At 68.0% G+C, this 18,953-nt stretch carries 17 protein-coding genes; 9 read left to right on the top strand and 8 right to left on the bottom strand.

Annotation, left to right across the window (positions count from 1 at the left end; genetic code table 11):
- Positions 1 to 86: 86 nt before the first annotated feature.
- The 5 genes from DMP23_RS29685 to sdhC all read right to left on the bottom strand — a co-directional run bounded on the left by DMP23_RS29685 (position 87) and on the right by sdhC (position 4,642).
- Positions 87 to 1,055 carry a hypothetical protein gene (locus DMP23_RS29685; protein ID WP_337823166.1) on the bottom strand — a complete coding sequence of 323 codons (969 nt, stop codon included), beginning with the start codon at positions 1,053 to 1,055 and terminating at the stop codon, positions 87 to 89.
- A 153-nt stretch (positions 1,056 to 1,208) separates the two neighbouring features.
- Entirely contained in the window at positions 1,209 to 1,982 is a 774-nt protein-coding gene (locus DMP23_RS29680; RefSeq protein ID WP_037816151.1) for a succinate dehydrogenase iron-sulfur subunit, read from the bottom strand.
- Positions 1,982 to 3,736, bottom strand: a complete 1,755-nt coding sequence (gene sdhA, locus DMP23_RS29675) for a succinate dehydrogenase flavoprotein subunit (RefSeq protein WP_037816150.1) — start codon at positions 3,734 to 3,736, stop codon at positions 1,982 to 1,984. Before sdhA ends, DMP23_RS29680 begins: the two co-directional genes overlap by 1 nt.
- Positions 3,737 to 3,771: 35 nt before the next feature.
- The gene (locus DMP23_RS29670; RefSeq protein ID WP_037816149.1) at positions 3,772 to 4,188 is read right to left on the bottom strand and encodes a succinate dehydrogenase hydrophobic membrane anchor subunit; all 417 of its coding nucleotides are present in this window, start codon (positions 4,186 to 4,188) and stop codon (positions 3,772 to 3,774) included.
- 4 nt (positions 4,189 to 4,192) lie between these two features.
- Positions 4,193 to 4,642, bottom strand: a complete 450-nt coding sequence (sdhC, locus tag DMP23_RS29665) for a succinate dehydrogenase, cytochrome b556 subunit (RefSeq protein ID WP_078870582.1) — start codon at positions 4,640 to 4,642, stop codon at positions 4,193 to 4,195.
- Between the two features lie 553 nt (positions 4,643 to 5,195).
- Between sdhC and DMP23_RS29660 the strand changes: the two genes are divergently transcribed.
- The 6 genes from DMP23_RS29660 (at position 5,196) to DMP23_RS29635 (ending at position 12,018) form a co-directional block, all read left to right on the top strand.
- Positions 5,196 to 6,338 carry a BMP family lipoprotein gene (locus tag DMP23_RS29660; protein WP_037816147.1) on the top strand — a complete coding sequence of 381 codons (1,143 nt, stop codon included), beginning with the start codon at positions 5,196 to 5,198 and terminating at the stop codon, positions 6,336 to 6,338.
- Positions 6,339 to 6,418: 80 nt separating this feature from the next.
- The gene (locus DMP23_RS29655) at positions 6,419 to 7,984 is read left to right on the top strand and encodes an ABC transporter ATP-binding protein (RefSeq protein WP_037816145.1); all 1,566 of its coding nucleotides are present in this window, start codon (positions 6,419 to 6,421) and stop codon (positions 7,982 to 7,984) included.
- The gene (locus DMP23_RS29650; RefSeq protein ID WP_037816144.1) at positions 7,981 to 9,078 is read left to right on the top strand and encodes an ABC transporter permease; all 1,098 of its coding nucleotides are present in this window, start codon (positions 7,981 to 7,983) and stop codon (positions 9,076 to 9,078) included. Before DMP23_RS29655 ends, DMP23_RS29650 begins: the two co-directional genes overlap by 4 nt.
- 47 nt (positions 9,079 to 9,125) lie before the next feature.
- Positions 9,126 to 10,358, top strand: a complete 1,233-nt coding sequence (locus DMP23_RS29645; protein ID WP_134732591.1) for an ABC transporter permease — start codon at positions 9,126 to 9,128, stop codon at positions 10,356 to 10,358.
- Positions 10,358 to 10,747, top strand: a complete 390-nt coding sequence (locus DMP23_RS29640) for a cytidine deaminase (RefSeq protein WP_134732499.1) — start codon at positions 10,358 to 10,360, stop codon at positions 10,745 to 10,747. The genes DMP23_RS29645 and DMP23_RS29640 overlap by 1 nt, the downstream gene beginning before the upstream one ends.
- Entirely contained in the window at positions 10,744 to 12,018 is a 1,275-nt protein-coding gene (locus DMP23_RS29635; RefSeq protein ID WP_337823165.1) for a thymidine phosphorylase, read from the top strand. The genes DMP23_RS29640 and DMP23_RS29635 overlap by 4 nt, the downstream gene beginning before the upstream one ends.
- A 578-nt stretch (positions 12,019 to 12,596) precedes the next feature.
- Here DMP23_RS29635 and DMP23_RS29630 read toward each other — a convergent pair.
- The gene (locus DMP23_RS29630; RefSeq protein WP_037816138.1) at positions 12,597 to 13,688 is read right to left on the bottom strand and encodes a PA containing protein; all 1,092 of its coding nucleotides are present in this window, start codon (positions 13,686 to 13,688) and stop codon (positions 12,597 to 12,599) included.
- 212 nt (positions 13,689 to 13,900) lie between these two features.
- Here DMP23_RS29630 and DMP23_RS29625 point away from each other — a divergent pair, with 212 nt between their 5' ends.
- Both DMP23_RS29625 and DMP23_RS29620 read left to right on the top strand, forming a co-directional pair.
- The gene (locus DMP23_RS29625) at positions 13,901 to 14,992 is read left to right on the top strand and encodes an adenosine deaminase (RefSeq protein ID WP_337823164.1); all 1,092 of its coding nucleotides are present in this window, start codon (positions 13,901 to 13,903) and stop codon (positions 14,990 to 14,992) included.
- A gap of 120 nt (positions 14,993 to 15,112) precedes the next feature.
- Positions 15,113 to 16,321, top strand: coding sequence for an MFS transporter (locus tag DMP23_RS29620; RefSeq protein ID WP_134667568.1), 1,209 nt, complete (start codon positions 15,113 to 15,115; stop codon positions 16,319 to 16,321).
- Here DMP23_RS29620 and DMP23_RS29615 read toward each other — a convergent pair.
- Positions 16,318 to 16,872, bottom strand: coding sequence for a TetR/AcrR family transcriptional regulator (locus tag DMP23_RS29615; protein ID WP_037816134.1), 555 nt, complete (start codon positions 16,870 to 16,872; stop codon positions 16,318 to 16,320). The two genes, DMP23_RS29620 and DMP23_RS29615, sit on opposite strands and share 4 nt — an antisense overlap.
- A gap of 103 nt (positions 16,873 to 16,975) precedes the next feature.
- Between DMP23_RS29615 and DMP23_RS29610 the strand changes: the two genes are divergently transcribed.
- A complete protein-coding gene (locus tag DMP23_RS29610) occupies positions 16,976 to 17,680 on the top strand; it encodes an SDR family NAD(P)-dependent oxidoreductase (RefSeq protein WP_337823163.1) in 705 nt (234 codons plus the stop codon).
- Between the two features lie 5 nt (positions 17,681 to 17,685).
- Here DMP23_RS29610 and DMP23_RS29605 read toward each other — a convergent pair whose 3' ends face one another.
- Positions 17,686 to 18,939: a hypothetical protein gene (locus DMP23_RS29605; RefSeq protein ID WP_037816131.1), complete on the bottom strand. Its 1,254-nt coding sequence runs from the start codon at positions 18,937 to 18,939 to the stop codon at positions 17,686 to 17,688.
- Between the last annotated feature and the right edge of the window lie 14 nt (positions 18,940 to 18,953).

The following is an 18,953-nucleotide window of genomic DNA, read 5'->3' as shown; positions in this document are numbered from 1 at the left end:
CGTACGTTCTAGGTCCGTGAAGGGCTCCTTGAGGGAATTAGATTCCCTCAAGGAGCCCTTCACGGACATTCAAGGCTCTGCGCGCGTCACGGTGGTTCGCCGAGGACGACTGGCGGGCGAGGGCGAGTAAGCGCGGCGGCATAGGCGGCGCGCAGCTCGTCCAGGACGGTCTTCGGTTCAATGCGAAGCCTGGACGGCAATGTTTGGACGACTGCGACTCCCAGCGAGGCGTAGCGAGTGTTCCGGCGCAACGTTCGTGCGTAGTCGGCTGAGCGGAAGTGAAAATCCAAAGAATCGATTTCCCAGGCCAGTCCTACGTCATCCCACCAGAAGTCCGGGCGGCCCGCGTAGTTTCCGGCGTGGTCGTACAGCACTTCATTCTGGTGGGTCGGCGGGTGCGGGAGAACCTTTGCCAGCTTCTGGGCTTCAGCTTCGGCGACCGACCTGGCATTTGCCCATTCGGCGAGGAGCCGACGCGGAAGAGCCGTACCGCGTTTGGTTCCGCGGTCCAGTTCTTCCGCGAGTGCTTGCGGGGTGCATCCGCCTCGTTGGACCGCTTCGATCATGGCGTGCCCGATGACGTTGACGGACTGAGTCCGCCGGACGAAGTCCGTCGTTGCCCTGACCAATGGAGCAAGCGGGATACCCGCCCGCAGCCACGGCCGGGGCAGGCGTTTGGTGCGTTCGACAGTGACGAAATCGGAGTTGCTCCTCTTGAGATGGTGAGGGATCAGTACGTGGATCCTTTGCTCGCTCGTGGCGGGAACGGCCAGGCGCAGCCCGTATCTGCGGCATGCTTCTTCGCCGGTGAGGATCGCGGTACTGCCGGCGTAAAGCAGAGCGGCGTGCACGAGTTGGTCAGGCGTCGGATCGTTGTTGTGCAGGAGGATGATCCCTGGCAAAAGTCGTCGCCAGGGCCCTCCGGGCAGGCACCTTCGATAGATGACCTTGCTGTGCATGTCCAGTGATTCCAGCGTCATCGCGCGGATCACTTGATGGGTGCTGTACTCGGCGAGCGCAGCGGGTCCCTTCGCCCAGCGGCCTTGTCTCTGCATCTCACGAATGCTGCCGCACCCGGCGAGGTCGGAAGGCTGTCGAACTCTGATCTGGGGATGGCCCAATGACTTGTGGATAAGCTGCCAAAAGCCGTGAAGGGCTCCTTGAGGGAATCTAATTCCCTCAAGGAGCCCTTCACGGACCGTTGAAAGTCAGACGCGCTTGAAGAGGAGGGCGCGCTTCACTTCCTGGATCGCCTTCGTCACCTGGATGCCGCGCGGGCAGGCGTCGGTGCAGTTGAACGTCGTGCGGCAGCGCCACACGCCTTCACCGTCGTTCAGGATGTCCAGCCGCTCTTCGGCGCCCTCGTCGCGGGAGTCGAAGATGAAGCGGTGGGCGTTGACGATCGCCGCCGGGCCGAAGTACGAGCCGTCGTTCCAGTAGACCGGGCAGGACGACGTGCAGCAGGCGCACAGGATGCACTTGGTGGTGTCGTCGAACCGGTTGCGGTCGGCCTGGGACTGGATCCGCTCGCGGGTCGGCTCGTTGCCGTAGGTGATCAGGTACGGCTTGATCGCCCGGTACGCCTCGAAGAACGGGTCCATGTCGACGTAGAGGTCCTTCAACGTCGTCAGGCCCTTGATCGGGGCGATGGTGATCTCGGTCTTCTTGCCGTTCTTCTCGAGCAGGTCCTTCAGCAGCACCTTGCAGGCCAACCGGTTGATCCCGTTGATCTGCATCGCGTCCGAACCGCACACGCCGTGCGCGCACGAGCGGCGGAAGGAGAACGTGCCGTCGATGTAGTCCTTGACGTAGAACAGCAGGTTCAGCACGCGGTCGGTCGGCTGCGCCGGGACGTCGTAGGACTCCCAGTGCGGCTCCTGGTCGACCTCCGGGTTGAACCGCAGGATCTTCAGCGTGACCTGGATCGGCGTGTGCTCGTCGGACGCCTTGGAGGAAGGCGCTTCAGGGGTGGCCGTCGTCATCAGTACTTCCGCTCCATCGGTTCGTAGCGGGTGAAGGTGACCGGCTTGTAGTCGAGCCGGATGTCGGACGACAGCCCCTCGCCCTGCTTGTAGGCCATGGTGTGCCGCATGAAGTTCGTGTCGTCGCGGTTCGGGTAGTCCTCGCGGGCGTGCCCGCCGCGGGACTCCTTGCGCGCGATCGCGCCGACGACCAGCACCTCGGCCAGCTCCAGCAGGAAGCCCAGCTCGACGGCCTCGAGCAGGTCGGTGTTGTACCGCTTGCCCTTGTCCGCCACGGTGATCCGCTGGTAGCGCTCCTTGAGCGCCTGGATGTCGGTCAGCGCCTGCTTCAGCGTGTCCTCGGTGCGGTACACCGACGCGTGCGAGTCCATCGTCTGCTGCATTTCCTTGCGGATGTCGGCGACGCGCTCGTCGCCGTGCTCCGACAGCAGCAGCTCCAGCTGCTCCTCGACCAGGGTGGTCGGGTTCTCCGGCAGCTCGACGTGGTCGTGCGCCAGCGCGTACTCCGCGGCGGCGATGCCCGCGCGGCGGCCGAACACGTTGATGTCCAGCAGCGAGTTCGTGCCGAGGCGGTTCGAACCGTGCACCGACACGCAGGCGACCTCGCCCGCGGCGTACAGGCCCGGGATGACGTGCTCGTTGTCGCGCAGCGCCTCGCCGTGGATGTTCGTCGGGATGCCGCCCATGACGTAGTGGCACGTCGGGAACACCGGCACCGGCTCCTTGACCGGGTCGACGCCGAGGTAGGTGCGGGAGAACTCGGTGATGTCCGGCAGCTTGGTCTCGAGGACCTCGACCGGCAGGTGGGTCACGTCGAGGACGACGTAGTCCTTGTTCGGCCCGCAGCCGCGGCCCTGCAGCACCTCCTGGACCATCGACCGGGCGACGATGTCGCGCGGCGCGAGGTCCTTGATGGTGGGGGCGTAGCGCTCCATGAACCGCTCGCCGTCGGCGTTGCGGAGGATGCCGCCCTCGCCGCGCACCGCCTCGGAGATCAGGATGCCGAGGCCGGCGAGGCCGGTCGGGTGGAACTGGAAGAACTCCATGTCCTCCAGCGGAAGGCCCTTGCGGAAGATGATGCCGAGGCCGTCGCCGGTGAGGGTGTGCGCGTTCGAGGTGGTCTTGAAGATCTTGCCCGCGCCGCCGGTGGCGAACACGATCGACTTCGCCTGGAACACGTGCAGTTCGCCGGTGGCCAGCTCGTAGGCGACCACGCCGGTGGCGATCGGGTTGCCGTCCTCGCCCTCGGACAGGACCAGGTCGAGCACGTAGAACTCGTTGAAGAACTCGGTGCCGTGCTTGACGCAGTTTTGGTACAGCGTCTGGAGAATCATGTGCCCGGTGCGGTCCGCGGCGTAGCAGGCGCGGCGCACCGCGGCCTTGCCGTGGTCGCGGGTGTGCCCGCCGAACCGGCGCTGGTCGATCTTGCCCTCGGGCGTCCGGTTGAACGGAAGGCCCATCTTCTCCAGGTCGAGGACGGCGTCGATGGCCTCTTTCGCCATGATCTCCGCGGCGTCCTGGTCGACCAGGTAGTCACCGCCCTTGACGGTGTCGAAGGTGTGCCATTCCCAGTTGTCCTCTTCGACGTTCGCCAGCGCGGCGCACATGCCGCCCTGGGCCGCGCCGGTGTGGGACCGGGTCGGGTACAGCTTGGTGAGGACCGCGGTGCGGGCGCGCTGACCGGATTCGATGGCCGCGCGCATGCCGGCGCCGCCCGCGCCGACGATCACCACGTCGTACTTGTGGAACTGCATAGGGAAAGACTCCGCTAGCTAGTGGTGGGTGCGCCTCAGGAGGCAGGCATCTCGGGGTCGAACGTGAAGATCACCATCGTGCCGACGGCCAGGATGAGCACCATCGAGACGTAGAGCAGGATCTTCAGCCAGAACCGGGTGGAGTCCTTGCGCGCGTAGTCGTCGATGATCGTGCGCAGCCCGTTCCCGCCGTGGATCTCGGCGAGCCACAGCATCGCCAGGTCCCAGAACTGCCAGAACGGCGAGGCCCAGCGGCCGGCGACGAAGCCCCAGTTGATGCGGTGCACGCCGCCGTCGAGGATGTTCATGATGAACAGGTGGCCCAGCACCAGGATGATCAGCGCGAGTCCGGAGATGCGCATGAACAGCCAGCTGTAGAGCTCGAAGTTGCTGCGCCGGGCGGACGGCCGCCGCGGCGAGCGCGGCTTGTCGAGGATCAGAGCGTCGGCCATGGGATCAGGCACCCCCGAAAAGCGTCTCGACGGTGCGCTTCAGCATGAAGAACGCACCCGGAACCATCACGACCACCCACACGACGCCGATGACCCAGAGCATCGTCTTCTGGTACTTCGGGCCCTTGGCCCAGAAGTCGACCAGCAGGACGCGCAGCCCGTTGAGCGCGTGGAACAGCACCGCGCCGACAAGGCCGACCTCGAGCAGGTTCACGATCGGCGTCTTGTACGTCTCGATGACCTGGTCGTAGGTGTTCGGCGACACGCGCACGAGCGCGGTGTCGAGCACGTGCACGAACAGGAAGAAAAAGGTCAGCACGCCGGTGATGCGGTGAAGCACCCAGGACCACATGCCGGGGTCGCCCCGGTAGAAGGTTCCCTGCCGGCGTGAGGCACCCGCCCGATCGCTAGCTCCTGCCCCGCTTTCGGTGGCAGTGCTCGCCGTGGTGGACATCGGTGAACGGCCTCCAACGTCATGACTGTCGTGCCCGGGTGACCGGTGAGGTCCGCACCCGCGGCCGGGGTCGGTCCACTGGGGACAACTCCGGCGACGGTGCCGAGATCAGGGGCCATCGAGCGTGGATGCATGGATGCTAGACCCGACCCATACGCGCGGCTCACCTCCGGGTTCCTCTCTGTGACAGACCAGACACCGGTGACCACGGCAGACCACTCGGACGTGTGGTCTGGAGCACGTCTGAGCTGCCGCGAAGGACGCCTTCCGGGACCGGGATTCCCTCGCGGAGTCCTTCCCGGACGGTTCCCGGGCGAAAGCGAGGCCACGGTGCGTGATCGCGGCGGACGGGGCGGGGGCTCTTGATCACGGTCGGCGCCGGATTGGTCGCGGATCGACCCTCCGAGTAAACGTTTGTGTTACGTAGCGTGCCGTTCCTATGGCGGTTACCCGGCGGTTGGGTACGGTCTGCCAGTTGAGCCCGGCGACCGTGACCGGGCCGTTCCTGGATCGTCCGCTGGATCAGCGGGGAGGGAGACACACGTTGCGTCGCATGCGTGGAACCGCGCTGGCCGCCGCGACCATGGCTGGGGTGCTTGCACTGGCCGGGTGCGCGAAGGACACCGGGGGAAGCAACAACAACGCGTCCGGTTCGGACGGCAACGCGGGCTCGAACTGCATCACCGCCCCGAAGCCGCCCGCCGCGCCTGCCGCCGCCACGAGCAGCAGCGCCGCCTCGGGCAAGGTCGACGGCAGCAAGCTCAAGGTCGGCCTGGCCTTCGACGTCGGCGGTCGCGGTGACGCTTCCTTCAACGACGCGGCCGCCGCGGGCACCGACCGGGCGAAGTCCGAACTGGGCGTCCCGACCGTCAACGAGAGCACCGCCAGCGCGAGCGAAAGCGAAGCCGCCAAGCAGCAGCGCCTCGAGCAGATGGCGCAGCAGGGCCTGAACCCGATCGTCGCGGTCGGTTTCGCCTACGCGCAGTCGGTCAAGGCCGTCGCCACGAAGTACCCGAACACGAAGTTCGCGATCGTCGACGACGACTCGATCAACTTGCCGAACGTCACGCCGCTGGTCTTCGCCGAGGAGCAGGGCTCGTTCCTGGCCGGCGTCGCCGCCGCGTACAAGAGCAAGAAGTGCCACGTCGGCTTCGTCGGCGGCGTGAACACCCCGCTGATCCAGAAGTTCGAGGCGGGCTTCCTGCAGGGCGCGAAGGCCGTTTCGAGCAAGATCAAGATCGAGGACGAGTACCTGACGCCCGCCGGCGACTTCTCCGGTTTCCAGGACCCGCCGAAGGGCAACGCGAAGGCCGCCGCCGAGATCTCCCGCGGCGCGGACGTCGTTTACCACGCCGCCGGCGCCTCCGGTAAGGGCGTGTTCGACGCGGCGAAGCAGAACAACGCGCTGGCCATCGGCGTCGACTCCGACCAGTACAACCAGAAGACGGTCGCCGCCGACAAGGACATCATCATCACCTCGATGATCAAGCGTGTCGACGTCGCGGTCTTCGAGTACCTGCAGGCCGTCGCGAAGGGCGACCTGAGCACGGTGCCGAAGCGCTTCGACCTGAAGTCCGACGGGGTCGGCTACTCGACCTCCGGCGGCAAGGTCGACGACATCAAGGACGTGCTGGACGGGTACAAGGCCCAGATCGTCTCCGGCGCCATCAAGGTTTCGGACAAGCCGGCCAAGTAACGCTCACGACGCGGCAGGGCTCGGAAGGATCTTCCTTCCGGGCCCTCACGCGTTTCCGACAGAACGGGATGTCCCCTCCGATGACCGAGATCGAGGCCGAAGCCGTCCCCGACCGGGGCGTGCCGGCCGTCCAGCTGACCGGGATCACCAAGCGGTTCCCCGGCGTCGTCGCGAACTCCGACGTCAACCTCACCGTCGCGGCGGGCGAGGTGCACGCGCTGTGCGGCGAGAACGGCGCGGGCAAGTCGACCCTGATGAAGATCCTGTACGGGATGCAGCAGCCCGACGAGGGCAGCATCGCCATCAACGGCGCCGAGGTGAGACTGCGCAACCCGCAGGACGCCATCCGCGCCGGGATCGGCATGGTGCACCAGCACTTCATGCTCGCCGACAACCTGACCGTCGCGGAAAACGTGTTCCTGGGCGCGGAGGCGCTGCACGGCATCGGCCGCGCGGCGCGGACGCGCTTGGCGGAACTGTCGAAGCGGACCGGGCTGCACGCGAAGCCCGACGCGCTGCTGGAGGAACTCGGCGTCGCCGACCGCCAGCGCGTCGAGATCGTCAAAGTCCTTTACCGCGGCGCGAAAATCATCATCCTCGACGAGCCGACCGCCGTGCTCGTGCCGCAGGAAGTGGACGCGCTGTTCACGACCGTCCGCGAGATGCAGGCCGACGGCTACACGTTCCTCTTCATCTCGCACAAGCTCGACGAGGTGCGCGCGATCGCCGACACGGTCACCGTGATCCGGCGCGGCACCACGGTCGGCACCGCGGATCCGAAGAAGATCACCAGCCGCGAGCTGGCCGAGATGATGGTCGGTTCGGAGCTGCCGAGCCCGGAGACGCGCGAGTCGACGGTGACCGACCGCGAGGTCCTGCAGGTGCGCGAACTGCGGCTGTCCGCCGAAGGTTCCGAGCGCAACGTGCTGGACCACATCTCCTTCACCGTGCACGCGGGCGAGGTGCTCGGCATCGCGGGCGTCGAGGGCAACGGCCAGACCGAACTGGTCGAGACGATCATGGGGATGCGCAAGGCGAGCGGCGGCCACATCGAGCTGACGCCGCCCGACGGCGAGACGCACGACCTGGTCAAGCTGGGCACGCTGGCGCGGCGCGAGGCGGGCATCGGCTACATCGCCGAAGACCGCACGCGGCACAGCCTGCTGCTCACGCAACCGTTGTGGGTCAACCGGATTCTCGGCTACCAGACGCGGGAACCGGTGTCCGGCGGGCAACTGCTCAACATCGCGGGCGCGCGCGAGGACACCGAACGGATCGTGCGCGAGTACGACGTCCGCACGCCCGGCATCGACGTTCCGGCCGCCGCGTTGTCCGGCGGCAACCAGCAGAAGCTGATCGTCGGGCGCGAGCTGTCCGGCAACCCGGTGCTGCTGATCGCTTCGCACCCGACGCGCGGCGTCGACGTCGGTGCGCAGGCGCTGATCTGGGAGCAGATCCGCCAGGCGCGTGCCGACGGCCTCGCCGTGCTGCTGATTTCCGCGGACCTCGACGAGCTGATCGGGCTGTCCGACACCATTCGCGTGATGCTGCGCGGGCGGCTCGTGAGCGAGGCGAACCCGGCCACCGTCACCCCGCAGGAACTCGGTTCCGCCATGACCGGCGCCGAAGAAGGTGAAGACTCATGAGTTCGTGGCGCACGCGGCTGCTGCCGCCTCTGCTCGCGATCGCGTTCGCGGTGATCCTGTCCGCGATCGCGCTCGTCATCTCCGGCGCCGACCCGTTGCAGGCGTACGGGACGATGATCGGCCAGCTGTTCAAGGGCTCCACCGCGGTCGACACGGTGAACCTCGCGACGGTGTACTACCTGTCCGGCCTCGCCGTGGCGATCGGGTTCCAGATGAACCTGTTCAACATCGGCGTCGAGGGCCAGTACCGGTTCGCCGCGGTGGTCGCCGCGATCATCGGCGGGGCACTGCAGTTGCCGCCGGTCATCCACACCATCGTGATCCTGCTGGTGGCCGTGGTTTCCGGCGCGCTGTACGCGACGATCCCGGCGGTGCTCAAGGTGACCCGCGGCGTCAGCGAGGTCATCTCGACGATCATGCTGAACTCGATCGTCGCGGGCATCATCGCGTTCCTGATCAACGCCGACCAGTTCGGCGTGCAGACCGGCAACAACATCGGGACCAGGGTGATCGCGCCGTCCGGCCGGATCCCGGGCATCCCGCTCGGGTCGGGCACGCTGTTCGGGTTCGTGTTCATCGCGATCGTGATCGGCGGCGCGTACTGGTTCATGCTGAACCGCACCCGGTTCGGCTTCGAGCTGAAGGCGAGCGGTGAGTCCGCGACGGCCGCCGCGGCGGGTGGCGTCAGCGCGAAGAAGATGACGCTCATCGCGATGCTGCTGTCGGGCGCGGTGGCCGGTCTGGTCGCCATGCCGGAACTGCTCGGCCGCGACTACAGCTACGGCATCACCGCGACCCAGATGTACGGCTTCACCGGCATCGCGGTCGCGCTGCTGGGCCGCAACCACCCCGGCGGCATCGCGTTCGGCGCGCTGCTGTGGGCGTTCCTGGACACCTCCGCGGTGTCGCTGGAGCAGATCAACGTGTCCAAGGAGATCGCGACGATCATGCAGGGCATCATCGTGCTCTCGGTCGTCGTGGCGTACGAGATCGTGCGCCGGGCCGACCTCGCCGCGGAACAGCGCAGGGTGGGCAGGGCGCTCGCCGGCAACGGCCGCAAGGGCGCCTCGGTCGCGGAAGGCGGTGCGGTGTGACCACCACGACGGAGTTCTCCCGGCCGGGTCCGGAATCCGGGACGCCGATGCCGGTCAAGCGCAAGCGGCCGCGGATCCCCGGCTGGCTGCGCGGCGTGATCTGGGCCGTGGTCGCGATCGCGGTGATGTCGACCGCGTCGTACGCCACCGGCGTTTCGGCGCTGACGTCCAGCAACACCGCGTCGACCGCACTGCGGCTGGCGCTGCCGATCCTGCTGTGTGCGCTGGGCGGGTTGTGGGCCGAGCGCGTGGGCGTGATCAACATCGGCCTCGAAGGCATGATGATCCTCGGCACCTGGGGCGCGGCCTGGGGTGCGTATTACGGCGGCGCGTGGGTCGGCCTGCTGGCCGCGATCGCGTTCGGCGCACTGGGCGGGCTGCTGCACGCGGTGGCGACGGTGACGTTCAACGTCAACCACATCGTTTCCGGTGTCGCGATCAACCTGCTCGGGCTCGGGGTCGCGAAGTATCTGGCGAACCTGATTTTCGAGCCGCTGTCGGGAAACCCGCGCCAGTCGCCGCCGGTGCCGAAGTTCGACACCTATTCCGCGGCCGGATTGTCGGACTGGCTGGGTTCGCTGGAAGACCAGCAGCGCGTCGGATTGTCTGACGTCGCGGGCATTCTGCGCGGGCTGGTGACCGGGGTCGCGCCGCTGACCATGCTCGCGATCGTGCTGATCCCGGTGAGCTACTGGATTCTCTGGCGCACGCGGTTCGGCCTTCGGCTGCGTTCGTGCGGCGAGAACCCGGTCGCGGCTGAGTCGCTCGGCGTGAACGTGTACCGCTACAAGTACGTCGGCGTGCTGATCTCCGGCGGGTTCGCGGGCATGGGCGGTGCGTCGCTGGTGCTGCTCAAGGGCGGCGCGGACTACCTGGAGAACCAGACCAACGGCCGCGGGTACATCGGTCTGGCCGCGATGATTTTCGGCAACTGGCGACCGGGCGGTCTGCTCGGCGGCGCCGCGCTGTTCGGGTACTCCGACGGTCTGCAGCTCGCCGGCGGCGGCGACGCGGTGCTGGCGTTGCTGTACGGCGCGGTGATTCTGCTGGCGATCATCGTGATCGTGCAGCTGATCCGGAAGCGCTGGCTCGCGGCCGCGCTCGGCGTCGTCGGTGCTGGGATTCTGTACGCGATCTACTGGACCAACGACACTCTCCCGAGCGACTTGATCCCGTACACCGCGCACTTCGTGACGCTGATCGTGCTAGCTGTTGCGTCGCAACGACTTCGGCCGCCCAAGGCGGACGGCGCGCAGTATCGACGAGGTGAGGGCGACTGATGTCCGAAGTGGACTGGGAGGCTTTGCGGGCGGCTGCGGTGTCGGCTGCTTCGCACGCTTACGCGCCTTATTCGGGACTGCACGTCGGCGTCGCGGCCATTGTGGACGATGGTCGGCAGGTGACCGGTTGCAACGTCGAAAACGCCTCGTACGGCTTAGGTTTGTGCGCTGAGTGCACAATGGCCGGTCAATTGCGGCTGTCCGGCGGCGGCCGTTTGGTCGCGGTGGCTTGCCGCAGTGGCTCGGGTGAGCTGTTGATGCCTTGTGGACGGTGCCGCCAGATTCTGTTCGAACTCGGCGGATCCTCTTGTCTGGTCGACACTCCGCGCGGGGTGCTGCCGATGTCGGAGGTGCTGCCGGACGCGTTCGGGCCGGAGGACCTGCCGTGACTTTCACCGCGGTAGATGTCATCCGGACCAAGCGCGACGGTGGACGGCTGAGCGACGAGCAGATCGACTGGGTCGTCGACGCCTACACCCGCGGAGCGGTCGCGGAAGAGCAGATGGCCGCGCTGGCCATGGCGATTTTCTTGCGTGGCATGGACAACGGCGAGATCGCGCGCTGGACCGGCGCGATGATCGACTCGGGCTCGCGGCTGTCGCTGGACGTCGCGCGCCCGACCGTGGACAAGCACTCGACCGGCGGGGTCGGCGACAAGATCACCTTGCCGCTGGCTCCGCTGGTCGCCGCGTGCGGTGCCGCGGTGCCGCAGCTGTCCGGTCGCGGGCTCGGGCACACCGGCGGGACGCTGGACAAACTGGAGTCGATTCCCGGCTGGCGGGCCGCGTTGTCCCTGGACGAGATCGCGGCGCAGCTGAACTCGGTCGGCGCGGTGGTCTGCGCGGCGACCGAGGGCTTGGCTCCGGCGGACAAGAAGCTGTACGCGCTGCGGGATGTCACGTCGACGGTCGAGTCGGTGCCGTTGATCGCCAGCTCGATCATGAGCAAGAAGATCGCCGAGGGCGCTTCGGGGCTGGTGCTGGACGTGAAGGCTGGGTCCGGCGCGTTCATGAAGACCGTGCCGGAGGCGCAGCTGCTGGCGCGGACGCTCGTGGACATCGGGACCGCGCACGGGGTCGCTTGCACGGCGTTGATCACCGACATGAGCACGCCGCTCGGCCGGGCGGTCGGCAATGCGGTCGAGGTCGCCGAGGCGGTCGAGGTCCTGCGCGGCGGTGGCCCGGCTGACGTGGTCTCGCTGACGGTGGCGCTGGCTCGGGAAATGCTTGCTTTGGCGGGGATTTCCGTGGATCCGGCTGAGGTGCTGGCGTCCGGGGAGGCTTACGAGGTGTGGGCTCGGATGATCACCGCCCAGGGCGGGGATCCTTCGGCTGCCTTGCCGCGGCCTTCTACGGTGCACGTCGTCCCGGCACCTGCTTCAGGGGTGCTGACTTCGCTGGACGCCTATGCCGTGGGTGTCGCGGCTTGGCGGCTTGGGGCTGGCCGGGCGCGAAAGGAAGACCCGGTGCAGGCCGCGGCGGGGATCTTGTGCCACGCGAAGCCGGGTGACCAGGTGGTGGAGGGGGAGCCGTTGCTGGAACTGCACACGGACACCCCGGACGCGATCCCGGCGGCCCTGGCCGCGCTGGAAGGCGGGTTCGAGGTGGGAGCGGAGGCTCCTGCTGCGCGGGGGATCGTGCTGGAGGCGGTTCGGCCCTGAGGGTTTGCTTTCTCGTGGTTCCTGATCAACGGGCTGCGGTCGCCGGGCGTGGCCCATCGATCGCCCGCAGAGGGTGCCGACCGGCAGTTCCGGCGTGCTCGTCGGTCTGGATCTAGGGACGGGCGAGCAGCACGCGGTTGTCTTGGACTCGGGCGGGAAGCGGCTGCATGCCGGGCCGCTCCCAACAGCGAACCGGAGCTATGGACGCTGTCGCGCACGGACCGCATCAGTAGCCCTAAACGCCGGGATTGCCGAGACTCACGCTCCCCGCAGGGGCGCGGACACAGTCTGCCGCGCCGGGCGACAGCCTGAAAGATCGTGCTCCAGCAAAGTAAACAGGTCGCCGCCGAGACTCGATGAGCACCCTTTGCCGCGCTCATCTGCCTTGCCCGACGGCGCTGCGACCTCTACGCCATGCTCCGCAACGGCGCCCACTGCCAGCACTCGGAACCAGGTCCAGCCACTGCGGCTTGACAGCCGTACAGCGACATCCTCTAGAGGGCTCGGTCGCGGCTAGTGACACTGAAACGACGAAGCCCCCGTCCAGAACTCTGGACGGGGGCTTCGGCCACTCAAGCTCAGTCAGTCGACTCGTCCGAGTCGCCGCCAGCCTTCGCCTTCGCGTCGGCGGCCTTGGGCGACCGGCCGTTGCGCGAGCTGCGGCGCGGCTGGCGCGGGGCGGGCGGCGGCGGGGCGATCTGCTGTACGGCCGGTCCGCCGCCCAGCATCAGTTCCGCGAACGTCGCCATCGCTTCGTCCAGCTGGCCGCCGATGCGGCGCACCGATTCGTCGTTGCTGCGGCGCACCAGCGAGTCGACCGCGTCGGTGTCCGGCTGCTTCGACAGCGTGCCTTCGACCTTCGACAGGCCGCTGCGGACCGAGCCGTCCAGGTCGCCGATGCGGCCGGTGACGTCGTCCTCGACCTTGTCGATGCGGCTGGACAGGTCGTCGAGACGCTGGGTGATCGTTTCGAGCTTCGTGCCCACCGAGTCGAGGCGCGCGGCCGGGTCGATCATCTCGCCGGTGTCGGAGACGGCGCTCTTCAGCGCGTCGGTCGCGGCGCCGATGCGTTCCTTCGTCGCGCGGTCCAGTTCGTCGACGCGCGAGCGCAGTTCCTGGTCCGTGGTCTCGATCCGCTCGCGCAGCGACGTCTCGGCCATCTCGATCCGGTCGCGGATCGGGCCCTGCGTGGCCTGCGGCAGCGACTCCAGCTTGGCGTCCTGCTTGTCCAGGTGCCCGCCCAGCTCGTCGAGCCTGCGGTGGATGTTCTGCAGCTTGTCCTCGAGCCCGTCCATCCGGCCCGCGACGCCCTCGAACCGCGCCGCCACGCCGTCGAGGCGTCCGTCGAGCTGGGCGAAGGGCTTCGCCAGCTTGTCGACGATGCTCTCCACCGCGTGCGTGAGCGCGGCGATCGCGTTGTCCTGCGACTCCAGCCGCGTCATCGCCTCGTCGAGGCGCTCCGCCAGCACCCCGACCTCGGTCCGGTCCGGCAGTTCCGACAGCCGCTTGCGCACCGCGCCGAGGGAGTCCACCGGGGCGAGCCGGGCGTAGATGTCGTCGAGCGCGTCGAAGATCTGCTGCTGCTCGCTCTCACGAACCTCGGCCGCGCGCACCAGCATGTTGCGCATCCGGTCGAACGACGGAGCGGCAATGTGGTTGTCAGTGGTCACTGCGGTGTCCTTCGTCGGCGGGGAAAAATGGAAGGGACTGACCCGAGCTTATCGATGAAGAAAATTGCTGTGCGTATGGCCCCCGGGGGACGCGGATAACGACCGTGCCACCCGGATGGCCGATTCCTTGCGCACAGTGCTGAGCAGAGGGTTGTTCCGGTGCTCTCGGTTACGGCCAGGTAGGGGAATGACAGCGAGGCTACCGTTGGAGCATGTCGGACGTAACCCCGCTGAGCGCGGAGATCCTGCGCCGCGCCCCCAAGGTCCTGCTCCACGATCACCTCGACGGCGGCTTGCGGCCGGGCACGGTCGCCGAACTCGCCGAGGATCTCGGCTACCGGGACCTTCCCGCGACGGATCCGGACGGGCTGGGCCGCTGGTTCCGCGCCGCGGCGGACTCCGGTTCCCTGGTGTCGTACCTCGAAACGTTCGCCCACACGTGTGGTGTCATGCAAACGGAGGAAGCCCTGGTCAGGGTTGCCGCCGAAGCGGTCGAGGACCTGGCCGCGGACGGGGTCGTCTACGCCGAGCTGCGGTACGCGCCGGAGCTGTTCGTGGAACGCGGGCTGTCACTCGATGCAGTGGTTGAGGCCGTCCAGGCGGGCTTCGCCGAAGGGATGCGGAGGGTAGCCGCGGGCGGCGGCCGGATCCGGGTGCGGACGCTGTTGTGCGGCATGCGCCAGCACGCCCGCGCGCTCGAGATCGCCGAACTCGCGGTGCGCTACCGCGACGCCGGGGTGGCCGGATTCGACATCGCCGGACCGGAGGACGGATTCCCGCCTACCCGCAATCTGGACGCATTCGACTATTTGCGCCGGAACAATGCACACTTCACTATTCATGCCGGCGAAGCGTTCGGACTTCCGTCGATCGGCGAGGCAATCCAGTACTGCGGCGCGGAACGGCTCGGGCACGGCGTGCGGATCGTCGACGACATCACCGCCGACGCCGACGGAAATGTCCACCTTGGACGGTTGGCCTCCTACGTCCGGGACCGCCGGATCCCGCTGGAGATCTGTCCCTCGTCGAATGTCCAGACCGGAACCGTGCCGTCGCTGGCCGAGCATCCCATCGGCCTGCTCGCCCGGCTGCGCTTCCGCGTCACCGTCAACACCGACAACCGGCTGATGAGCGGCTGCACGATGACCAGTGAATTCGCCGCGCTGGCCGAGACGTTCGGCTTCGGCCTCGACGACTTCCGCTGGTTCACGATCAACGCCATGAAATCCGCGTTCCTCGATTTCGACGAGCGGCTCGAGTTGATCGAGAACGTCGTCAAACCCGGGTACGCGGCGCTCGGCTGAATCCCGGCTCCGGAGACGCACTGGCCGCGGCCGCCCGGAAAGGCGGTTGCGTTCGTTAGCCATGCCAACTATCGTTCACTATGTAAGACATGATTCTCAAAATATGAGACGGTGGACGGAATGGCGCAGGTCGAGGCGGGGGAGCAGGTGCGGGAAAAAGGCAGCTCGCGGCGGTGGCTGATTCTCGCGCTCGGGCTCGCCGCGCAGACCGCCAGCTGCTCGTTCCTTTACGGGCTCCCGTTTCTCGTGCCCGCCATGCGCGAGGCCGACCATCTGACGCTGGCGCAGGCGGGCACGGTCGTCGCGGCGCCGAGCATCGGCCTGCTGCTCACGCTCATCGCCTGGGGTGCGGCTGCGGACCGTTACGGCGAGCGCCTCATCATGGCGCTGGGCCTGGGCATTTCGGGGTTACTCCTCGTGTACGCGGCCCTGTGGCACCACCCGGTCGGACTTCTCTTTGGGGTGTTTCTCGTAGCCGGTGCGTGCACGGCTTCGGTGAACGCAGCGAGCGGCCGGGTCGTGATGGGCTGGTTCGCCAAATCCGAGCGCGGCGTCGCGATGGGGATCCGGCAGACGGCGCAGCCGCTGGGGGTCGGGGTGGCCGCGCTAGGGCTGCCGCCGCTGGCCGCGCTGTGGGGGTTCCAGGCGGCGATGCTGCTGCCGGCCGTGTTGGCGGTCGGCGTGGCGCTGTTGGTGGCGCTGTTCGTCGTGGACCCGCCGCGGCCGCCGCGTGCGGCAAAGGGGGAGCGGCCGCCGTCGCCGTACCGCAAGCCGTGGCTGTGGCGAGTGCACGGCGCGAGCGCGCTGTTGGTGGTGCCGCAGTTCGCGGTGTCCGCGTTCGCGCCGGTGTATCTGGTGTCGCAGCATCAATGGACCGCCGCGCAGGCGGGGGTGTTCGTCGCGGTGGCTCAGGTGCTCGGCGCGCTCGGGCGGCTGGCGTCGGGGTATTGGTCGGACCGGGTCGGCAGCCGGCTGCGGCCGATGCGGCAGCTCGCCGTCGCCAGCGTGGTCGTGATGCTGCTGGTCGCGGTCGGGGACGCGACTTGGCTGTGGCTGGTGCTGGCCGCGCTGGTCCTGGCGGCGGTGATCACGGTGGCGGACAACGGTCTCGGCTTCACCGCGTCGGCCGAGCTGGCCGGGGTCGCGTGGTCCGGCCGCGCGATGGGGACGCAGAACACCGCGCAGAACATCGCCGCGTCGGCGACCCCGCCGTTGCTGGGCCTGGTGATCGGGGACAGCCGGTATGCGCTGGCGTATTGCGTGGCGGCGATTTTCCCGCTGCTGGCAATAGGTCTGGTTCCGGTGCGGGCGGAGTCCGAAAAGGACTAAGCGCGCAGGCCGTCGAGAAAGAAGGCTAAGTGCCGCCGCCAGGTTTCGGGTGATTCGCGGATCAACGGCGACATCGCGGACATCAGCGGGGCGAGATCCGCGGGTGCGAAATCGGCGCGCAGCTGACCGGATTCCTTTGCCCGGTCGATAATCCGCGCGGCGTGCTCGAAACCGGCGGCGCACGCCTCCAGTACGGCCGGGCTGAGCGGCAGCCGCCGGGCGAGGGCGTCGCTGAGGCCGTGATCCTTGGCCTGCAAGGCAAACAGGCCGTCGAGGAACCCGGTGAAGCCCTGCCACGGGTCCGGCTCCGCCAACGCCTGCGTTGCCAGCTCGTCCAGTGCCGCGATTTGCGCGGGCAGGATCGCGTCGACAAACGCGTCTCGGGTCGGGAAGTGCGCGTACAGGGTGCCGATGCTGACTCCGGCACTGCGGGCGATCTGCTCCAGCGGCGCGTCGAGGCCGTGCTCGCCGAACGCGCGCGTGGCGGCGGCCAGCAGTTTGTCGCGGTTGCGGGCGGCGTCCGCGCGCAACGGCTTCGATCCGGTGGCCATGGGTCCCATCGTACAAAGTCGAGGCCGCCCTCGGGTTTTGTGGTAGCTTGGCGAACGAAGTCGAGGGCACCCTCGATTTATCCCTGGGGAAGGAAGCCAAGCCATGACCGCTCGCCCGACCGCTGTCGTTCTCGGAGCCGGACCCGGCCTCGGAATGTCGATGGCCCGCCGGTTCTCCGAGGAGGGATACCGCGTCGCGCTCGTTTCGCGTACCGCTGAGCGGCACCCGGCTTACCTGGCCGAGCTCGACAACGCCGAAGCGTTCGTCGGCGACGTCCGGAACGGCATCAGCGCGACACTCGACGAAATCACCGAAAGGTTCGGCGGCATCGATGTCGCCTACTACGGCCCGGCCGCGATCGAACCGGACAGCTTCCCCACGGACATCACCGAAGCGACCGTCGACGCCGTCGAGAAGGCGATGAGCTGGGTGTATCCGGCGGTCGAGGTGGTCGGCAAACTGCTGCCGGGCATGCTGGAGCGCGGCAGCGGCGGATTCCTGTTCGCCGGCGGGCTCAGCGCGGTGCGGCCGATGCCCGCGCTCGGCGCGCTCGCGGTGTCGTCAGCGGCGCTGCGGAACTACGCGCGGACGCTGCACGAGGGGCTGGCCGGGACCGGCGTGTACGCGGGCAGCCTGATCATCGGCGGTCTGGTCGAACGCGGCGACATTCACCGGATGGTCGTCGCACAGCGGGAAAAATACGGCGACGCCGGCGGCCACACCCTGGATCCGGATGCGATCGCCGGCGTCGCCTGGAAGATGTTCTCCGCCGGTGACTCGGCCGAGAGCGTGTTCGACGCCCTCTAGCAGGTTCAGACCACCGTGAGGCGGTTCTCGAAGTCCTCGACCAGCTTGCGCCAGGCGCTCTGCTCGGTGTCGAACGGAGCGCTCGGCTCGAGCCGGCTCGGGTCCGGCCGCAGCACGAACGACACCAGCCAGCCGAGGCTTTCGTTGGCCGCCAGCGCGGTTTCGACGGTGTCGTCGCCCGCCCATTCGGCCGCGTCGGTGATCAGCTCGACGGCCAGTTCCAGCTGGGTCGGGTCGATCGACTCCGGGCCCTCGGCGATGTCCTCGTCGAGACCGGGGAACACGTAGGTGTTGTCGGTGTCGACCTCGATCTCGAGTTCGTCGGCCGCCGCCTTCTCGCGCACCTCGTCCCAAGTGGACACGCTCGCGAGGTCGGTGTCGGCGAGCTCGTCGCCCGCCTTGATCGCCTTGAGCAGCGCCTTCGGCGAGCTGAACACGTCGATCTCGCCCTCGTTGCCGAGGAACACCGGCTTGTCGTCGAGATAACAGCGCAGCGTGTAGTACTCCGCGCCGGAGGTGACGATCTTGATCGGGTCGATGCCGACCTCGCCCCAGAAGCCGACCGGTTCGTCCTCGGCGTCCTCGTCCTCGGCGTCGACCGCTTCGAGGTCCTCCGGACCGCCGTCCTCTTCACCGGCCTCCGCCTCGGCGGACTCCTCGTGGAAGGCGGCCAGCTCTTCGGCGGTCTGCTCCAGCACCGCGGCGTCGACGTCCGGCACGGTCACCAGGTTGTCGATCGCGTCGAGCACGGTGTCCCACTTCTCGGAGACCGCCTTCGACAGGTCGTTCCACAGCGCTTCGCCCTCGCGCCCGGTGAACGGCAGCCGGCCTTGCTCCAGCAGCGAGAAGCCCTCGTAGGCGTCGAGCACCTCGTGCACCTCGTCGAGCTCGCACACGTCGGCGAGCGAACGGACGATGCCGACGATCTCGGCCAGCTCGCCGATCGTCCACGAGTCCGGCTCCTCGGCGACCAGCTCGGGCACGCCGACGAGGTCGTAGGAGTGGTCGTCGTCGGGGATCAGCTCGGGCACGTTCAGTGCGGGCACCGCGTCCCACGCCGGGTGGTCGAGCAGGTCGTGCTGCTCGGCCGTGCGCACGAAAGCGGCCAGGTGCGCGGCGTCCGGGAAGGCGTACAGGTCGTCCTCGTCGCCGAGGAACGCTTCCCACTCCTCGCCGTCCTCCCGCCACCGCGGGGCCCAGAGGGTGACCACGTCGCCCTGCGGCAGCCCGAGCTCGATCGGGATGATGTCCTGTGCCATTGCCGAATCCTCCG

It is taken from the genome of Amycolatopsis sp. A1MSW2902 (assembly GCF_017312175.1).
Taxonomy (GTDB): Bacteria; Actinomycetota; Actinomycetes; order Mycobacteriales; family Pseudonocardiaceae; genus Amycolatopsis; species Amycolatopsis nivea.
The sequence above is the reverse complement of the archived record's forward strand: the minus strand, read 5'-3'. Positions and strand labels throughout refer to the sequence as shown.